Origin of the sequence: Methylobacter svalbardensis (assembly GCF_037671525.1) — a bacterium.
Lineage (GTDB): Bacteria > Pseudomonadota > Gammaproteobacteria > Methylococcales > Methylomonadaceae > Methylobacter_A > Methylobacter_A svalbardensis.
This window is the reverse complement of the sequence record NZ_JAWPOH010000002.1, coordinates 144,935-159,692: the sequence shown is the minus strand read 5'-3', so window position 1 is coordinate 159,692 and position 14,758 is coordinate 144,935. Positions and strand designations below refer to the sequence as shown.

The window sequence follows — 14,758 nt, the reverse complement described above, 5'->3', positions numbered from 1 at the left end:
GGTCAGTAACATCCCCGTTAAACAAAATCCTAGCCAAGTCTTTTGTAGGTGCGTCAGCCTGGCATTGGACTTTAGCTTTCCCAGGGCTGCATCTAAATCAGTGACAAACGATTTTATAAAGTGTGCCGGCTCGTACATCAACATGGTGTTGAAATACGTGGCAGTTTACACTGATTAGCTTACCCGTTTTCCGGCTGTATTTCTAAGCTTAAAAACTTGAACATCGAGTAACAGAGCGCACAAAGATTATGAATAAATTAACAGTGCTCAGGTGCGAGCATCCCCGACTAAGGGTTGGGGCGGGGCATTCAGCTATAGCGTGAACAGGGTTTTATCTTAAATTTGGCAAAGATCTCTGCCTGAACAGAGGAATTCACTAAATCATGAAAAGCATTTCGCTCCAGTAACTGTTCATTCGGTTTACCAAAAATATAACCCTGCCCATAATCAATACCTATTTCTCTTAAAAAATGAATCGTTTTTGGACATTCAACAAATTCAGCTATGGTTTTTTTACCCATTTTTTTTGCAATCTGATGCATTGATCGCACCAACATCTGGTCTGTTTCATCATTCAACAAATTCGTAATAAATTGACCATCAATTTTCACATAATCAACAGGAAACGTTTTCAAATAGTTAAAAGAGCAAAAACCGGCACCAAAATCATCCAACGCAAAATGACAGCCCAGTGCGCGAATGTGATTAATCATCGACCTTGTTTGTTTATAATTCTCTACCGCCGCTGTCTCAGTAATTTCAAAGGTAAGACGTTCAGCTCTGACACCGGTCATTTCAAGTTTTTGTTTGATTGTTGGCAATAAAGATAGATCCTGAAAAGCAATGCTGGACAGATTAACAGCCAAAGAAATATACGACTGCTCGGTGGGCAGATCAGCAAGATAATCAATGGCGCTTTCGACTACCCATAAATCAATACCATGAATCAAGCCCATTCTTTCAGCTGCTGGAATAAACTCACCTGGATCAATCATTACACCATCTTCGCCCCTTAATCGAATTAAGACTTCATAATGGGAAACCTCACCATTAATAAGTTTCACAACTGGCTGAAATACCAGAAAAAAACGTTTGCTTATTAAAGCCTCTCTTATGATTGGAACCCAATAAATATCACGATGTCTTTCTCTAATGGCAGCATCTTCGCTGTCATATTTCCATACTGCATTGCCTCCATAAGTCTTGGCCATACAACAAGCCTGATGGGCCTGGAAAATGAGTTCTCGGGGATGTAGTATTGATTTTGCAGAATTTAACGAACTTAATCCTATAGAAACAGTGATATTGTAAGCAATTTTTTCTATTATAAAACGAAAATTATCTATAGATGTTTTGATTTTTTTCGACCAGATTTCAGCCTGAAGAATTGTGCAGTTATCCAGATAAAGACCGAATTTATCAGAGTCAATCCGGGCAAACAGTCCAACATTATTTAACGCGTTTCTTATCAAACCGATGACTTCTACTAGCAAACGATCTCCGACATCAAAACCTTCCAGTTCATTAAACAGACTGAACCGGTCAAGGTCGATAAACAACAGGACACTGTCCTGAGAAAAGTTTCTACTGTTATTCCGGTTCAATGTCAGCTGGATATGCTGTTCTAAACTGCTCCTGTTAAGCAGACCGGTGAGTTCATCATGTACAACCAGGTACCTGAGCCTTGCATCGACAAGTTCGCGTTCAGATAATTCCGTTAATAGTCTTTCTTCCTGTTTGTAGCGCAGATATTTTTCATTTTTTAAACAAATGAAAAAATTGACAGCCATTTGCAACTCAACCGAGCTATAGTGCTCCTTTAGATGATGAACAAGATACCGATCACCTAAAGTCCAATCAAAATCTGAATATAAGTTTTTTTTTAAAACAATAATAGGAATAAATACTCCACCATCCCCATCGGAAAAAGAGGTATACAAATCTTTAATCTGACAACCGGGTAAGTCATCACTGATAATAATTAGGCCTATCGCTTCCGGGTTTTCGTAATATTCCCTGGAAATATTATAAATTTCAGTGCCATTAACGGCAAATTTAAAATTATAAAAGCCCTTGTTTTGTAATTCCTCGGTGATCCTTGCTATTGAAGACTCATTAGTTTCAGCAATAATAATAACTTCTTGTTTTCGCGAATCAAATAACACACTAATCTCCAAACAGAATTGTCAGGCATAATAATCAGATTTTAGGGAACTTCTAAAAACTTCGCTCGCCTACAAGTTAAACGCAAGCGTAATCTATTTTTAGAAGCCCCCTTTATATTTTTATTGCTTACGAAACTCAAACTGTCTAAATTAACACTAGCTCTAATAGTTTCTTTTCTTGAATTCCTTCAAATCCTAACTAGTCTATATGATAATGGTTCATTATGTGAACTCCATCAAATAAAGTATAGACAATAATATTTAATTTCCTATGTTAGCGGCCATTTCTTCTAATTTAAAAATTTCAGATTTGTTCAGGGGGGATTTGCAGCTAACTTCTCCACCTAACATCTATTTTGAACTGAAACAAGCCATTGAAAATCCTGATAAATCAATTACGGATATCGGTTTTATCATTGAACAAGATCTTGCATTATCGATTCGGATGCTTAAAATAGTTAATAGTGCTTTTTTTGGACTTCCTGGACAAATCGCATCGATTAAGTACGCTATAACCATTATTGGTGTCCAGAAATTACAAAATCTGGTACTGGCTACTGTAATTATTGACAAGTTTTCATCAATGCCCGGAGGTCTCCTGTCCATGCAAGACTTCTGGGCCAGAAATTTACGTTGTGCACTCATTAGCAAAGAACTCTGCATTTATGACAACAACAAGAACGATCTTGACTCAATATTTATTTGCGGATTACTGCACGATATTGGCCAGCTGGTTTTCTATCGCAGAATTCCTGAATTAGCACGTCAAATCGGTCTTTTAATTGAATTGAACGATGTCGATGAAATTGAAGCAGAAAACAATATACTTGGTTTTAATCATTATCAGACAGGTGCCGAATTAGCCCGGTTATGGAGACTACCTGAAATCATCATTGAAACCATCGCTCAACATGACCATCCTGATTATACCGGCGTGTTTGCAGATGCAGTATCAATCATAAGAACCGCTAATTATCTGTGTAAAATTGACGCAAAGCACCCCCTTCCAAATATTGTTTACAACAATATACCGGCAGACGATTTGAGTAACATCATTGATAAAGTTCATAATCAATTTGAAGCTATTTTTAAACTCTTCTACTCAACACACTAAACTAAACTAAAAATTATACTTATTAACATCAATGATCCAACCTAAGGTATCGCAACAAAATTAAGGATTTTACAGAATAACTATTTATCGGCTGGCTTAAGGAATATGGTTACGTTAATTTAGGCGTTGTTGAATAAATCAGTCTTTAGATTAAGCAAGCTGATGCGCGAGTGATTATCCACCGCCACACAGCGAGACCAGTATATTCTAACTATTGCGCAATAATCACAAATCGCAAGACAGCAAAAAACGTAAGCAACGGATCAGTGTGTTCGCACTCAACAGAATGACAAGGGATAGCCGGTGTCGATAAAAATTTAACTAACGCTAAAAATGAGTTGATTTTAGCTAAAGTTTAATTTATTCACCAATGCAGGAGTATAAGCGGGGAAAAGTCTTATACCATATCAGAAAACCGGATGGTATCCTGATATGGTTTCAGGTCGGTTTTAGATCAAACTTTTCAAGTCATTGAATGCTTTTAGCGCATTTCTTAATTCTTGTTCAGCTTCTTGTAACGCTGCTTCTTTAGCATGTTTTCTGGCCAACTTTAGTATGTTATTAGCTTTTGAGCGAGCAATATCAACTTTATCATTAGCATTGATTTCTTTGCTTGCATCCGATGCGTCTTTAATAAGTTCAGCAACTTGTTCCCCTTCCGAACCACTAGTCACAGCATCCAGTGCTACTTTAATCTTACCGGCTACTATATCAATTGCCTCAGCAGGAGCATATGTAACTCTACCAGCATCAGTTTCAGCTAATACTGAAGTTGAAACAGCACCCATAGAAGCTGCAATTAATAAAGATAGTAAGATTTTTTTTAAGATTTTCATATTAGCCAGTCCTCAAGTATTGTTATATTGGAGTTAAGCATTACAACTATTTTAAAAAATAGCTCTGTGCCGAAGCCAATTCTAACACATTTTGAATCTTTTCAACCAGCCATGAAAGAGTGATTTATAGTGAGTTTTGAATTTTAAAATCAGATCCAATCACATTGATAAGATGATTGAATCTGGCTTTATAGCATATATATGCCTTCGTTAATTAAGCTACATAGACCTGTCTGCCAATCAAGCTCAGTTCTTAGTCCATGCGTTTGTTATGCCGCTTAATCAGATCAGGTTTCTATAATTATTAATGAGTTAAATCGTATTTAGCTTTCATTTCTGTAAATAATGCTAAAGATGACGCTAAGTCAGCTTCTCCAGCTTCAATATTACCAGCATCAATAGACTTACGAGCTTTTTTTAATAGAGTAGTTGCTTTTTGACGTTGACGTTCGGTAATTTCAAAACGGAATTCTTTTGAATCATGGGCAGCTTTAAGAATATCTTTTGAAGCGCTTGCTAAGTCACCACTTTTAATTGCGGCTTGTGCAGTTGCTATTCCTGCAAGGGTGCTTTCAATGGCTTCTTTAACTGCCGCTTCACCTTCAGGCGCAGCAAAAGCAGAAGACGAAATTGCAGCCATAGACAGTGCCATAACAAGAGAAACTAAGATTTTTTTAAATACATTCATTAGATTAAACCTATATTGTTGATATTTAACGTATTCAGCATAACTATTAAAATGTGAGTTTTTGCAAAAAAGCAAAAACCCAACATAATGAATGGCTAATACTAGCGATTATTCTAGCACATAAAAAAGTGAATTCGAGGTTAATGAGAATTATTCATCATCCCGCTTAACATCAAGGGTTATTTCTCCTGCCTGATTTTCGGACACAATAAATAAAATCGGCGCACAGCAAACCGAACAGTCTTGGTAATATTGCTGTGGCCCCGAACTGGTATCTACCAACACATCCAGGGATTCACCGCAATACGGGCAAACGATAATAATTTCATCGAGATCGTGCATTATTGAACCTTTTTGAGCAAAGCGTCCAGCCAGGACATAGGTAGAATGCGTTTAAGAAATGCAAATAGATAAGTCGGAAAAGTCACGTAATAACGTATTTTAGGATGCTTGGCTTCCAGTGCGTGGATAACTTTTTCGGTAACGGCAAAAGCCGGCAGGGTAAAAGGCGCTACGGCTCCTTCTTTTTGCAAGCGTACTTCCATGATTTTATAGGTTTGATTATGGAAGCTGTGGGTCGGGTCTATATTTTTTTTGTACAGGGCAAAGGCATTTTTTCTAAAGTCACTTAGGATCGGCCCGGGTTCAACCAACGAAACATGAATATTAGTACCGTAAAGCTCCAGGCGCAGGGTATCAGCCAAACCTTCCAGAGCAAACTTGCTGGCATTATAAGCTCCCCTATAGGGCATCGCGACAAGTCCCAAAATGGAACTGTTATAAATAATGCGTCCATGCCCCTGTTGGCGCATCAAGGGGATGATCAGATTGGTCAGTTCATGGGTGCCAAACAGGTTGGTTTCAAACTGAAGCCTGAGCACATCGCGGGTTAAATCTTCAACAGCGCCGGGTTGGCCAAAAGCACCGTTGTTAAATAAGGCATCAATTTTTCCACCGGTTAATTGAACTGCCAAATTAACCGCTTGTTGAATGCTGTTGCTGTCAGCCAAATCCAGTTGTATAGCGGTAAAACCTTGCTGTTGTAAACGGGACACAGCTTCCTGTTTTCTTGCGGTAGCAATGACGTTGTAACCGCGTTTTTTTAATTCTACAGCGGTGGTGTAACCAATGCCGGTAGAGCAACCGGTGATTAGTATTGTTTTAGATGAGATCATTAAGACAATTAATTGTGATGAGCCGGTCGAATTACTTAACTAATTCCTGCTCGGTAAAATAAAAAGTTTTTCCGTTGCTGCTGCAACTGACTAAAAAAACCAATGCTTTTTTGGTGCTTTGACTATGCAATTCAGATGAATCAACACGGATACATAACCCTGTAGCCAATGCTTTTTCTGCTGCTTGCCTCCTTAATCGCTCAATTTCGGGAAGTCTGTTCTGGTAATTTTTGACGACATCCGGTAATTGATCGGAAACATAAGGAGGAATAGAAAATGCTGAAAATTTCTCGGGGTTATTTTTAATCAGAAACTGATTTTTTGCACTTTCATTCGTTGCTTCTTGTTTTAACTGGGTTTCTTTTCTCAGTAATCGCTCTTGCCGAAGTTTATCATCTTGTTCTTTTTGCTTTAAAACTTGTTTTCCTTGCTCCGGATCACTAGAACCGCCTGTTTTAACATTAATTTGTCCAGTTTTTTGCGCCTGATCGCAAGGCTTTGATTGATAATTCGTTTTTCCAGTAACGTCCGTACATTTGTAAATTCCTGCAAAAGCACAGGTAGAAAAAAGACTTCCTAAAATAAGCAGTGTAATTCTCATTTTTTCCTCGTTTGCTCTTTCATAAGTAACAGTTCGCAAGAATATAGGTGATAAAGACAAGCGGATTAAAATAATAATTGATTTTTAAATCAAGTGCTTAAGATGTTCCAATAAGCGATACCATACAATAAGCTATTGATTTTACAGTAAAATAAACCATTAAGTACAGCAGCCCTTTTGATAAAGATAATTTGTTCAAATTAATAATAACAAATTAAAAGTATTTAAAATCTATTATTACTATTAAGTAAGCATGATCTTGTTGATAAGTCATTTTTTAGTAATTAAATCAGTTTGTTGTAGTAGATGGTAAAGTGCGTTTAAGGTTATCCAGATGCTGTGGATGAATTGTGGGTAATTAAGGGATTAAGCTTATCCACAACATTGTCCACAACTTATTAAGAGTTTTTTAACAGATTTACTCTATGTTGTCTTGGTCAATAACTGTATAAAATAGGCAACCTTTTGTTGAAAACATAATTTACAGATAATAAATTGGTCAAATAAAAACCTGCTTAGTGCTTAATGTGTAAGGCTTTCGTACTGTGTTTAAGATTAATAACCTCATCATGTCAGAACAACTATGTTAGAAAAAAACGGCGATAAAAATACCGTTCAACCGGCATTAATGCGGTTGAAAAATTATATTAATCAAGAGATTATCGGACAGGATGTGCTGGTCGAACGGATGTTGATCGGTCTGTTGTCCGACGGTCACATTCTGGTTGAAGGCGCTCCGGGTCTTGCCAAGACCCGGGCAATCAATGTATTAAGCAAAGGCATACAAGGCGATTTTCATCGGGTACAGTTCACCCCCGATTTATTGCCTGCCGATTTAACCGGCACTGAAATTTACCGTCCCCAGCAAGGCACCTTTGAATTTCAAAAAGGGCCTCTGTTTCATAATTTGATATTGGCTGATGAAATCAACCGATCACCGGCGAAAGTGCAGGCGGCGTTATTGGAGGCGATGGCCGAGCGGCAAATAACCGTAGGTCAGGCGACTTATCCGCTGCCGAAATTGTTTATGGTGATGGCAACGCAAAACCCAATTGAACAGGAAGGCACGTATCCGCTCCCGGAAGCGCAGCTGGATCGTTTTTTGCTGCATATAAAAATTGATTATCCAAAAGCGGAACATGAAAAAAGTATTTTGCATTTGGCCAGAACGGAAGCGCGTTCCGGCTCGGTAAGAAATGGCGATCAGTTTGAGCCGCTTGAGCAAAAAACCTTGTTTGCCGCGCGTAACGAGGTGCTGGATTTGCATATGGCAGAAAGTCTTGAAAACTATTTGCTGCAAATTATTCTGGCTACCCGTAATCCTGCGGCTTATGGAGAGGATCTGGCAGCTTGGTTGCAATATGGCGCAAGCCCTAGAGCCAGCATAGCGTTGGATCGTTGTTCCAGAGCTAAAGCCTGGTTGGCGCAACGCGATTTTGTCAGCCCGGAAGATATTCAGGATATGGCCTTTGATGTATTGCGGCATCGGTTGATATTGTCATATGAAGCCGAGGCGGAAGGCATCACTACGGATCATTTTATTAAAGAACTGATTGCCAGAGTTGCTGTACCGTAATGTTTTTTGCTAAACAAGCAGGTCTAGCCGAGGCCTCAGCCGGTGAATTGGTTTCAGTGTCGTTAAAAACGCTGATCGATTTGGCCAGACCGGCAGCGGGATTAAACCTGAAACATTCAGCCATACGTGCAGGACAAAGCGGCGGTTATGTATCCAGGTTTAAAGGACGCGGCATGGAGTTTGAAGAAGCCAGAATTTACCAAGCGGGCGATGACATACGCAGCATCGATTGGCGGGTCACCGCGCGCACCGGAAAAACCCATACCAAGGTGTTTCGCGAGGAACGCGAAAGACCGGTATTTATTTCTGTGGATAACCGCCTTGCGATGCATTTTGCGACACGTGGTGTTTTTAAATCGGTACTGGCTGCAAAACTAGCCGGTTTGCTGGCATGGGCGGCTCAGCATCATGGCGACAGGATTGGCGGGCAGATATTTACCGACACAGTGTGCCGGGAATTAAAACCGCAAAATGGCCGACATGCCGTGTTGCGGTTTTTAAATGCTATTGTTTGCGGGAGTGACTTTAGCCACCGGGCGACTGAAGTCGCCCCTACAGCCGCCCCCACCGTTACCTTGGAACGGGTGCTGGCAAGGCTTATGATCCATGCCCGCCCCGGCAGTCGGGTTTATATGATCAGCGATTTTCGTGGCATTAATGATCAGGTTGAAAACTATCTGGCAAAGCTGTCGCGACATTGCGAGGTGGTGTTGATTTTTATTTACGATCCGCTGGAAAGTCATTTGCCGGACAAAGGCCGCTATCGCTTTATCGCCAAGGATGGTGTGTATGCCGCAAGCCTGTCGGGAACAGGCGCGGCGATCGACGAGCAGCGTGATGTGGTGATTGATACCGGCGATAGGCAGCGACTATTAAAATATCAACAACATTTTACCCAGCGACTGCATAAGCTGGAGCAGATAGCAAAAAAATTGGGTCTGGCGTTTATTCAATGCAGTACCACAGACGATCCGATACAACGTTTACGATAAATGAATCCTACTCTCCTTGATTTAAAAGACATCCACGAACCCGAAGTCATAGGCTGGTGGCCTCCGGCTATCGGCTGGTGGATCTTAGCGGTATGCATTCCGTTGCTGATTATTTTCTTTATCTGGCTATATAAAAGGCTGACCCGCAAGACCGCGCTTAAAACGGCCAGAAAAATATTGACTCAGATCAAACATGACGCTACGCGGGATAACCTTCAAAAATTATGCGCTGTTTCGGTACTGCTCAGGCGCGTAGCGATCAGCGTGTCGCCTCGGGTAAAGGCTGCCGGATTGACCGGGCGCCAATGGCTGGAATTTCTCGACACTTCGGTAAAAGCTGAGCCGTTTACGGAGGCTATCGGTCAACTTCTGGTTGATGCGCCCTATCGAAAAACGCCGCCTACAGAACTGGAAATTTTCCAACTGATCGAGCTATGCGAAGACTGGCTTAAAGCCCAGATAAAAACATGATTCACTTTGAATGGCCTTGGCTGCTGGCCGCCTTACCCTTGCCTTTAATCGTTCGCTGGTTGTTTCCTGCAAACAAACCTGCTGAACAGGCGGCATTAAAGGTTCCGTTTTTAGACGATCTTTCCGATGTCGAAACCCGGGCTGTTGCCCAAACCCAAGCGTGGCCGTTATTGCTGGCGGCGCTTGCCTGGTTGTTACTGGTCATCGCCTGCACCCGCCCGCAATGGCTCGGTGAGCCGATTGAGCAGGCGGTCAGTGGTCGGGATTTAATGTTGGCGGTGGATTTGTCCGGCAGCATGGAAGAACAGGATTTTGTGATTAACAAACGGGCTGTTGACCGGCTGACAGCTGCCAAAGGCGTCGCCGGAGATTTTATCAACCGGCGTGTCGGCGACCGGGTGGGCTTGATCCTGTTCGGCACCCAGGCCTATTTGCAAACGCCGTTAACCTTTGACCGAAAAACCGTGATGACCTTGTTAAACGAGGCCGTCATCGGCCTTGCCGGGGACAATACCGCGATAGGCGACGCGATCGGCTTGGCGGTCAAGCGTCTTGAAAACGAGCAGGCCAACAGCCGGGTCCTGGTGTTGATGACTGACGGCGCCAATACCGCCGGCGAAGTTTCACCGTTAAAGGCCGCCGAATTGGCCGCCGCCAATCATCTGAAAATTTACACGATCGGCATAGGCGCTGACGAAATGATCGTGCGCAGTTTTTTCGGCAACCGCAAGGTTAATCCGTCCGTCGATCTGGACGAGAAAACCTTGATCAAGATTGCCGAAATGACCGGCGGCCAATATTATCGGGCCAGAAATACCGATGAGCTGAATAATATTTACATGAGGCTGGATGAGTTGGAACCGGTTGAGAAAGATAAACAATATTTCAGGCCCCGTAGCGAATTGTATTTCTGGCCGTTGTCGCTGGCATTGGGTCTGGCGACGGTTATTGCTTTGTCGAAGGTGCGATTGTGATGAACCTAGTCGAGTTTCATTTTATCAGGCCGTACTGGTTATTGGCCGGTTTACCTTTTCTGGCGATCGTGGTGTTAATGCTCAGAAACAAGTTGGCTCAAGGCAACTGGTCGGTAGTATGCGACGCCGCATTATTGCCGTATCTGTTGCAGGAAAAGCCGGTCAATCAAAGCCGCTGGCCGTTAACAGCCGGTGCTGTTGCGGCCCTATTGGTGATTATTGCGCTGGCCGGGCCAACCTGGGAGCGATTGCCATCGCCGGTATTTAGAAACGATTCGGCGTTGGTCATTGTTCTGGATTTGTCTCGTTCCATGGATGCCGCCGATATTAAACCCAGTCGTTTGATTATGGCGAGATACAAAATCGCCGATATGCTAAAGCAGCGCAAAGACGGGCAGACCGCATTGCTGGTTTATGCCGGCGACGCGTTTACCGTTACGCCGCTGACCGATGATACCGAGACCATAGACAGCCAGTTGTCGGCATTAAATACCGACATTATGCCCAGCCAGGGCAGTAATACGGTGTCGGCATTGGACAAAGCCGTTGAATTGTTCAAGCAGACCGGCCTGCAAAAAGGCCAGATCTTGTTGGTTACCGACGGTGTTGATGTGGATAAAACCTTGCCCGCAGTAAAATTATTGGATAAGCACCAGCTGTCGATATTAGGTGTCGGGACCGATGACGGCGCACCGGTAGCGCTGCCTGAAGGCGGATTTCTTAAAGATGGGCAAGGTACTATAGTGGTGCCCAAATTAAATTCCCATGAGTTATCAAAGCTGGCGCAGGCAGGCAACGGTATTTATCAAACCATAACGACAGATGACACGGACATTCAAACCATACAGGCAACCCTGGATAGACCGGTAAAGCAGTCTGGTAAGGAAAACAACAACTTATTATTGGATCAATGGGCGGATAAAGGCCCCTGGTTGTTATTGCTGGTTTTGCCGCTGGCCGCGCTGACGTTCAGGAAAGGTCTGTTATGTTTTGCCTTATTGCTGATCTTGCCGCTGCCTAAAAACAGTTATGCATTGGGTTGGCAGGATTTATGGCAGACCAAAGACCAACAGGCGCAGCAGGCTTATAAAAAGCAGGATTATGCCAAGGCGGCGGAGCAATTTGCAAACCCGGACTGGAAAGCGGCGGCGCACTATAAAGCCGGTGAGTATGACAAGGCGCTGGAAAGCCTGAACAGCAGCAAGTCTGCCAGCAGCGCTTACAATCAGGGCAATGCGCTGGCGAAAGCCGGTCAGTTGGAAGAGGCTATAAAAGCTTACGACAAAGCACTGGCTATGAATCCTAACAATAGCGACGCCAAACACAACAAGGCTGTCGTAGAAAAAGAACTGGAAAAGCAAAAGCAGGATCAGAAAAAGGACGAGAAACAACAAGCCAAAGGCGATTCTGAGCAAAACAAGGAGGGCGAAAAACCGGAAAAATCAGACGAACAGAATCCGGATCAAAATAAAAACGAGGAAAAGCCCGAACAAAAACCTGAACGGAAGCCATCGGATCAACAACAGTCGGAAGAAAATCAACAGCAAAATAAAGCCGAGGAAAAAAAGCCGGAAGCCTCACAATCCCAGCAAGCCGAGCAAGGCAAAGACGAAGCTAACAAGCAAGACAAAGAGCAAATACCTGCTACGCCTGAGCTATCGGATGAACAACGGCAAGCCAACGAACAATGGCTTAAAAGAATTCCCGACGATCCTGCCGGTTTGTTAAAACGTAAATTTAAATATCAATACGGGCAGCGAGGTCCTCAAACAACGGGTGATGCCGACAATTGGTAGGCAATTTTCTCAAAATATCGGTCGATTAATCTAAATGATGAACATGAACGCTATAAAAAAAATATTCTTTCTTCTGTTACTGTTGAGTTTCGTGCCTGCCAATGTACTTGCAGCGCAAATCAGTGTGTCGTTCGATCGTAACCCGGTCAGTCTTAATGAATCCTTCCAGATCATTTTTACGGCCAATGACGCGCCGGATAAAGACCCCGATTTCGCCCCGTTGGAACAGGATTTCGAGATACTCGGTCAAAGCCAGAGCAGCAATTCATCCTGGGTTAACGGACAGTCCAGCAGGACTATACAGTGGACGCTTAACGTGATGGCCAAACATTCGGGCAGTCTGATTGTTCCGGAGGTGAGGTTTGGCGATGATGTCAGTCAGCCAACACCTATTCTGGTTACTGAGGCGACGGTCAATAAAGCCGTCGAGACTGACGATGATTTGTTTCTGGAGGTTGAGGCAAATCCTCAGAGCCCCTATGTGCAATCCCAGGTTCTGTTTAACGTGCGTTTGTATAGAAGAGTAGAAATCACTCAGGCCGCTTTGAATGAGCCGGAACTGGGCGACGCGGTGATTGAAAAGCTGGGTGATGACAGTAATTACAATACCCAGATCAACGGGGTGAATTACCTGGTTACCGAGCGCAAGTATGCGATTTTTCCGCAAAAAAGCGGTCCTGTGACTATCAAGCCGCTGGTATTAACCGCAGAGGTTGTGGCTAATAGCCGCCCGGATTTTAACGGCTTTTTTAGCGCCAAGACGACCCGAACCAAAAAGATTTCATCCAAATCGGTGATACTGGAGGTGAAACCGATTCCGGCAACTTTTACCGGAAAGCATTGGCTTTCAGCGGAACAACTGGTGATAAAGGAAGAATGGTCGGGCGATAACCAGCAAATGAAAGTCGGCGAACCTTTGACCCGAACCTTGACGCTGTTGGCAAAAGGCACGACAGTCGGCCAATTGCCCGAGTTAAATGCCGGAAAAACTGACGAGCAGCTGAAAACCTATCCCGATCAGCCGGTATTGCGCGAGCAGAAGAAACCGGATGGGTTGATTGCTTTCCGGGAAGAAAAAATTGCCGTCATTCCATCTAAAGCGGGATTCTATAAATTACCGGCGATTGAAATCCCCTGGTTTAACAGCCAAAGCCAAAAAATGGAAATAGCCAAAATCCCGGAAACCACGATCACGGCGCTTGAGGCGGCGGGAATCCTGCCGGACATGGCAGTTCCCGTAGCCCCGGCGACGGCGCAACTGCAGCAAAAAGTCGAACAAGCCACGCCGATTATCAACCAGCCGCAACAGCAAAATATCTGGCTATGGGTATCGGTATTTCTAGGGTTAGGCTGGCTGGCGACATTGATCTATTTTCTGGTTAAGCGCCCGGCTAAAAAACCGGTAGTGGAAAAAAACGAGCGGGAAATAGGCTTGGAAGCTTGTGTAAAAAGCCTGAAAAAAGCCTGTGCCGATAATAACGCCGTAGCGGCCAAAGATGCGTTGTTGGCATGGGGACGACAAAAGTCTGGTGCGGCCAGCCTGGGTGCAATCGCCGCAGAAAGCGATGCTAGGTTAAGGGATGAAATCCTGTATTTGAATCAGGTTTTATATGGCAAGGGCGTAGAGCAGTGGCAGGGGAAAAAGCTGTTTCAGGCATTTGTTGAAAATAAAGCCAGAGAAAAAATAGCGGTTGCGGACGATGATAAATTGGAGCCGCTTTATCGTTTGTGATTAGAGCGACCAATGCAAGTTTTGCCTTCCTCAACATCATTGCTTCGGAACAGGTGCAGGTCTAGCGTTTCCGTCGAATTACAATGCCTTAAAATATTCCAGCGCCATAAACAGCGCGGCAATTGATCTGGCTTCGGTACATTCGCCGGTAGCCAACAATGCATTAATATTGCTTAATTTCCAGGGAATAACTTCCAGCTCTTCCGGTTCGTCGCCTTCCAATTTTTCGGCATATAAATCCTGGGCAAGCACAATCTCGGTCATGTGTTCCAGATAGGACGGTGCGATCGAAAAAGTGCTTAAATGATGCAGGCTTCTGGCGCCAAAGCCGACTTCTTCTTTAAGCTCCCGGTTTGCGGCATCGAGAAAGGATTCTCCTGCATCGGTTTTACCCTTGGGCAAGCCCAATTCATAACGATGTACACCGGCGGAATATTCCCTGATTAGCAATACCGTTTCCGCATCCAGCATCGGCACAATCAGTACCGCGCCGCTGCCGGAATTACCACGAGCCAGACGTTCGTAGTTGCGCAGCTCGCCATTGCTGAATTCAATATCCAGCGATTCGATGCGGAATAACCGGCTGGTAGCGATGGTGGTTTTGTTAAGGATGGTCGGTTTTTGGCTCATTGTGGTAT

General features: G+C 43.5%; 14 protein-coding genes. 7 read left to right on the top strand and 7 right to left on the bottom strand.

Annotation, left to right across the window (positions count from 1 at the left end):
- Positions 1–308 precede the first annotated feature (308 nt).
- Complete coding sequence (locus RW114_RS01660; RefSeq protein ID WP_340120984.1) at positions 309–2,165, bottom strand: putative bifunctional diguanylate cyclase/phosphodiesterase; 1,857 nt, start codon at positions 2,163–2,165, stop codon at positions 309–311.
- 271 nt (positions 2,166–2,436) lie between these two features.
- Here RW114_RS01660 and RW114_RS01655 point away from each other — a divergent pair, with 271 nt between their 5' ends.
- Positions 2,437–3,279 (top strand): HDOD domain-containing protein, encoded by an 843-nt coding sequence (locus RW114_RS01655; RefSeq protein WP_340120983.1) that lies wholly within the window; start codon positions 2,437–2,439, stop codon positions 3,277–3,279.
- A 449-nt stretch (positions 3,280–3,728) separates the two neighbouring features.
- Here RW114_RS01655 and RW114_RS01650 read toward each other — a convergent pair whose 3' ends face one another.
- From RW114_RS01650 to RW114_RS01630, 5 genes are all read right to left on the bottom strand, one after another.
- Positions 3,729–4,115: a hypothetical protein gene (locus tag RW114_RS01650; RefSeq protein ID WP_340120982.1), complete on the bottom strand. Its 387-nt coding sequence runs from the start codon at positions 4,113–4,115 to the stop codon at positions 3,729–3,731.
- Between the two features lie 304 nt (positions 4,116–4,419).
- Complete coding sequence (locus RW114_RS01645) at positions 4,420–4,803, bottom strand: hypothetical protein (protein WP_340120981.1); 384 nt, start codon at positions 4,801–4,803, stop codon at positions 4,420–4,422.
- Positions 4,804–4,953: 150 nt separating this feature from the next.
- Positions 4,954–5,145, bottom strand: a complete 192-nt coding sequence (locus tag RW114_RS01640) for a CPXCG motif-containing cysteine-rich protein (RefSeq protein WP_340120980.1) — start codon at positions 5,143–5,145, stop codon at positions 4,954–4,956.
- On the bottom strand, positions 5,145–5,978 hold the full coding sequence (locus RW114_RS01635) for an SDR family oxidoreductase (RefSeq protein ID WP_340120979.1): 834 nt from the start codon (positions 5,976–5,978) through the stop codon (positions 5,145–5,147). Before RW114_RS01635 ends, RW114_RS01640 begins: the two co-directional genes overlap by 1 nt.
- 31 nt (positions 5,979–6,009) lie before the next feature.
- Complete coding sequence (locus RW114_RS01630; RefSeq protein WP_340120978.1) at positions 6,010–6,579, bottom strand: DUF4124 domain-containing protein; 570 nt, start codon at positions 6,577–6,579, stop codon at positions 6,010–6,012.
- A gap of 583 nt (positions 6,580–7,162) precedes the next feature.
- Here RW114_RS01630 and RW114_RS01625 point away from each other — a divergent pair.
- The 6 genes from RW114_RS01625 to RW114_RS01600 are packed head-to-tail and all read left to right on the top strand — an operon-like array spanning position 7,163 to position 14,120.
- Entirely contained in the window at positions 7,163–8,155 is a 993-nt protein-coding gene (locus RW114_RS01625) for an AAA family ATPase (protein ID WP_340120977.1), read from the top strand.
- Positions 8,155–9,147 (top strand): DUF58 domain-containing protein, encoded by a 993-nt coding sequence (locus RW114_RS01620; protein ID WP_340120976.1) that lies wholly within the window; start codon positions 8,155–8,157, stop codon positions 9,145–9,147. The genes RW114_RS01625 and RW114_RS01620 overlap by 1 nt, the downstream gene beginning before the upstream one ends.
- Positions 9,148–9,618 (top strand): DUF4381 domain-containing protein, encoded by a 471-nt coding sequence (locus tag RW114_RS01615; protein WP_340120975.1) that lies wholly within the window; start codon positions 9,148–9,150, stop codon positions 9,616–9,618.
- Positions 9,615–10,592, top strand: coding sequence for a vWA domain-containing protein (locus RW114_RS01610; protein ID WP_340120974.1), 978 nt, complete (start codon positions 9,615–9,617; stop codon positions 10,590–10,592). The genes RW114_RS01615 and RW114_RS01610 overlap by 4 nt, the downstream gene beginning before the upstream one ends.
- Complete coding sequence (locus RW114_RS01605) at positions 10,592–12,388, top strand: VWA domain-containing protein (protein WP_340120973.1); 1,797 nt, start codon at positions 10,592–10,594, stop codon at positions 12,386–12,388. The genes RW114_RS01610 and RW114_RS01605 overlap by 1 nt, the downstream gene beginning before the upstream one ends.
- A gap of 43 nt (positions 12,389–12,431) precedes the next feature.
- The gene (locus RW114_RS01600) at positions 12,432–14,120 is read left to right on the top strand and encodes a BatD family protein (RefSeq protein WP_340120972.1); all 1,689 of its coding nucleotides are present in this window, start codon (positions 12,432–12,434) and stop codon (positions 14,118–14,120) included.
- A gap of 78 nt (positions 14,121–14,198) precedes the next feature.
- Here RW114_RS01600 and nudE read toward each other — a convergent pair whose 3' ends face one another.
- The gene (gene nudE / locus RW114_RS01595; protein ID WP_340120971.1) at positions 14,199–14,750 is read right to left on the bottom strand and encodes an ADP compounds hydrolase NudE; all 552 of its coding nucleotides are present in this window, start codon (positions 14,748–14,750) and stop codon (positions 14,199–14,201) included.
- Positions 14,751–14,758 lie beyond the last annotated feature (8 nt).

Excerpts from the sequence above, each read along its gene's own strand:
- RW114_RS01655 (WP_340120983.1), top strand. The coding sequence starts at position 2,437 with ATGTTAGCGGCCATTTCTTCTAATTTAAAAATTTCAGATTTGTTCAGG.
- RW114_RS01650 (WP_340120982.1), bottom strand. The coding sequence starts at position 4,115 with ATGAAAATCTTAAAAAAAATCTTACTATCTTTATTAATTGCAGCTTCT.
- RW114_RS01645 (WP_340120981.1), bottom strand. The coding sequence starts at position 4,803 with ATGAATGTATTTAAAAAAATCTTAGTTTCTCTTGTTATGGCACTGTCT.
- RW114_RS01640 (WP_340120980.1), bottom strand. The coding sequence starts at position 5,145 with ATGCACGATCTCGATGAAATTATTATCGTTTGCCCGTATTGCGGTGAA.
- RW114_RS01635 (WP_340120979.1), bottom strand. The coding sequence starts at position 5,978 with ATGATCTCATCTAAAACAATACTAATCACCGGTTGCTCTACCGGCATT.
- RW114_RS01630 (WP_340120978.1), bottom strand. The coding sequence starts at position 6,579 with ATGAGAATTACACTGCTTATTTTAGGAAGTCTTTTTTCTACCTGTGCT.
- RW114_RS01625 (WP_340120977.1), top strand. The coding sequence starts at position 7,163 with ATGTTAGAAAAAAACGGCGATAAAAATACCGTTCAACCGGCATTAATG.
- RW114_RS01620 (WP_340120976.1), top strand. The coding sequence starts at position 8,155 with ATGTTTTTTGCTAAACAAGCAGGTCTAGCCGAGGCCTCAGCCGGTGAA.
- RW114_RS01615 (WP_340120975.1), top strand. The coding sequence starts at position 9,148 with ATGAATCCTACTCTCCTTGATTTAAAAGACATCCACGAACCCGAAGTC.
- RW114_RS01610 (WP_340120974.1), top strand. The coding sequence starts at position 9,615 with ATGATTCACTTTGAATGGCCTTGGCTGCTGGCCGCCTTACCCTTGCCT.
- RW114_RS01605 (WP_340120973.1), top strand. The coding sequence starts at position 10,592 with ATGAACCTAGTCGAGTTTCATTTTATCAGGCCGTACTGGTTATTGGCC.
- RW114_RS01600 (WP_340120972.1), top strand. The coding sequence starts at position 12,432 with ATGAACGCTATAAAAAAAATATTCTTTCTTCTGTTACTGTTGAGTTTC.
- nudE (WP_340120971.1), bottom strand. The coding sequence starts at position 14,750 with ATGAGCCAAAAACCGACCATCCTTAACAAAACCACCATCGCTACCAGC.